Consider the following 3160-nt stretch of genomic DNA (forward strand, 5'->3'; position numbering starts at 1 on the left):
GATGTACACCTAGCTCGACCAGCGTTCGGATAGCGTCGGTATTTTCCTGTAGTAGAGCAAACCACATCAAGGTGATCTGTTTATCGCCTCGGGCGTGAAGGTCGATGCCTCGCTCGGCCCCTTGGCGCAAGGCTTCCATATCGTTACGTTCAATGGCTTCGGCCATTTCTAATTGAGGGCCCTGAAAGAAGTCGGTAGCGGTATAGGAACGGGACATGGAAACGCCGTTGGATGGTGGGCAGCCAAACGTGAAGCTGCCCAACAAGAGCACGCTTATCAAAACGATAGAGTCATAAGCGTACCGGCTAACGGTCATGGCCACGAGGAATAACAGGTGTGAGTCCTTCGGCGCGCATTTGCTCGCGCACTTCTATCGGTGAGGGCGGAGGAAATTCAACGCCGCGTTCGATCATCATATCTCGGAGCTGGGCAAATCCTTCTCGTACAGAGCCGCTTCGATTTGAAAGACGATTATGAACTCGCCAAGCTGTTGTGACGCCCGTGCGTAGTCGGATGTTGGGTTCTGCGCCTTGCTCAAGTAGATAAATTGCGACTTCAGGTTTAGTGCCTGTTGCACTGCTATCAAGCGGGCTGCTGCCTTTTCCATTATTAAGTCGGTAATGTATGTCGGCACCACGTTCCACCAGTAATTTGATGTGCGCTAACGTACCACTTGTAATGGTGCTAAATATAAGCGGGTAGCCGGTATCGTTTCCATCGTTACCCGCCGAATCATTGGGAGATAACCCGCCGTCCAGCATGGCTTTGAGATACTCAGTGCCTGATTTTCGAAGGGCTTGACCAAGAGGCGTGCCGCCACCCTCAACGGGGCTTTCATTGGGATGTACACCTAGCTCGACCAGCGTTCGGATAGCGTCGGTATTTTCCTGTAGTAGAGCAAACCACATCAAGGTGATCTGTTTATCACCTCGAGCGTGAAGATCAATGCCTTGCTCGGGCCCTTGGCGTAAGGCTTCCATATCGTTACGTTCAATGGCTTCGGCCATTTCTAATTGGGGGCCTTGAAAGAAGTCGGTAGCGGTATAGGAACGGGACACGGAAACTCCGTTGGATGATTGGTAGCTAGCTACTGCTAAACCGGCCAACAATAGTGTTGCCAGTAATATGAAACCTAGTCGTATATTTTGACCTGTAATGCGCATATAACTCCTTCCCCTGAATTAGCAGTGATGCCCAGTGGCTTCGGCAAGAATGCGCTGATCGAAAGATTTTTGAGCTTCCAGCCCTTCAATCACTTGCGTCATGCTATGGCGGTCAATGCGATTAATACCGCGTCCTGGCAATTCATGAGGTGTTCCAACGGCATTCGGGAGATTTTTAGCAAGCTTTTCATGAACCCATTCTACAGGTTTCGGTGTGGCGAAACCTGAGCCCAGCTTGTTTTCTTGTACGGAAGTAAGAACTTCGCCTTTAACACGATAAGCAGTGATGTTTTCCTGTGTGGGGGTATGCAGGGTACCTCCATATCGTTCAACGGTATTGGGATGTAGGCCAGCAGCATTAAAAGTAGTGGCTGACAAGCCGCCAGCTCGAGAAGCAGCGGATGCCATCCCCCCACCAAGAGAGTGACCAGCAATGTGCATTTTAGCCCCAGAGTCCTTGATGACATCTCCTAGCTCTACAGCCCGCTCGTAATAATCAGAATGTCGATCAGCTCCCTGTGCAATATTATTAAGCCAATCCTCCCGTGAAGTAGTACCTTTAAAAACTAGCGCGTCTTCAAATGCATCGCCGAATATATCTTTGTTTGGCGTGTATAGACCCGCTCGGAAATCGCTATCCTCGGGCTTTAAAGTTACAGAAGAGCTAATCCCAATTTCTTCAAGAATATCCATATCGTTACTGGTGTCCTCCCAGCCTACTGGGGGAGGCTGGCTAGGGCCATAAATATGCTGAGCCAGCCTAGCGTGTTCGACGGCCAGGTTATTGCGTTCAAAGCGTGTTGCACTTGCCAGCAGAGAACTACGCTGGTCATTACGTTCAGGCAATGCAGAGGCTTGCTGCCTTGCAGCCGTTATTTGACCCTGGCGACATCGCCAGCGTTGAGCTTTTTTGTGAAGCGCGGCGTCTAGCGTGGCCTCTTCTTCAATCTCTTCGTTCCCTTTAAAACTTGTTTCAGGCTCCTCGTTTTCATTTAGCGCTTGATTGGCTGCCCAACCCACTGAAGCGACTACGGCGTCTTCTAGAAGGGGGCTTTGATGAGGTTCCAGGGTGGCATCATCGCTTACCTCAGGGGTTGTTTCACCAGGACTCATGGGCGCTTTTGACTGTTGTCCACTACCGTTGCCTGGGCTACCCCCCGAATTGACTCGCACCTCGGGTCCTACGATGGTGACGCCGCTGGCATCTAGTTTGATAAAGCTACCGCCTGCTTTCAGTGTGATTTCATCACTGGCTTCCAGCACGGCCTTTTGGCCTGATTTTATATGCAGCTCACGACCACTTTCGCTTAGCCAAGCCTGGCCTGTGTTCATATGCAGGGAGCCTTCAATGCTGAAGTACTGTGCGCCTTTAATCTGCGTATGGCGGTTGCCATGTACCGTCAGGTGCTCGTCGTTGTGAATTTCGGTCAACCGGTTGCGGTGCAACTTCAGGTGGCTGTCGCGACGGATCTCTTCGGTTCGGTCGTTGAGCGTTAAAAGCTCCAGGTCTTTCTGGGCGTGCAGCCAGATCTGCTCTTCACCGGCTTCGTCTTCGAAACGCAGCTCGTTGAAGCCCTCGGCTTTGTGGCTCTGGGTGCGGATCACGGTACGGGTCTTGTGTTCCGGCAGCGGGTACGGCGGGATGTTGACGGCGTGATAGGTACGCCCGGTGACCAGCGGCTGGTCCGGGTCGCCTTCGAGGAAGGAAACGATAACCTCATGCCCAATCCGCGGAATCGCCATGCTGCCGTAGCCGCCGCCTGCCCAGCCCTGAGCCACGCGCACCCAGCAGCTGGCGGTTTCATTGGGCTCGGCGTAGCGGTCCCAGGGGAACTGCACCTTTACCCGGCCGTGTTCATCGCAGTAAATTTCCTCGCCTTCCGGGCCGACCACAAACGCCACCTGCGGCCCGTCCACGCGGGGTTTGGGATTGGGCGTGGCACGCCAGGTCTGGTCCCGGGGCATTAGCTCGATGCTGTTGTGGTAGCGGGTCATCT

At 53.1% G+C, this 3160-nt stretch carries 2 protein-coding genes and 1 pseudogene; all 3 read right to left on the reverse strand.

What is annotated here, in order from left to right:
- Positions 1-217 (reverse strand): hypothetical protein (locus tag CZ787_RS09680; protein ID WP_217883867.1); only part of this gene is annotated, 217 nt, incomplete at its 3' end.
- An 88-nt stretch (positions 218-305) separates the two neighbouring features.
- The gene (locus CZ787_RS09685) at positions 306-1058 is read right to left on the reverse strand and encodes a hypothetical protein (protein WP_140398982.1); all 753 of its coding nucleotides are present in this window, start codon (positions 1056-1058) and stop codon (positions 306-308) included.
- A gap of 1146 nt (positions 1059-2204) precedes the next feature.
- Positions 2205-3160 (reverse strand): annotated as a pseudogene (locus CZ787_RS09690) (type VI secretion system Vgr family protein); the annotation flags it as partial.

It is taken from the genome of Halomonas citrativorans, from assembly GCF_900163645.1.
In the GTDB taxonomy this organism is placed as follows: domain Bacteria; phylum Pseudomonadota; class Gammaproteobacteria; order Pseudomonadales; family Halomonadaceae; genus Vreelandella; species Vreelandella citrativorans.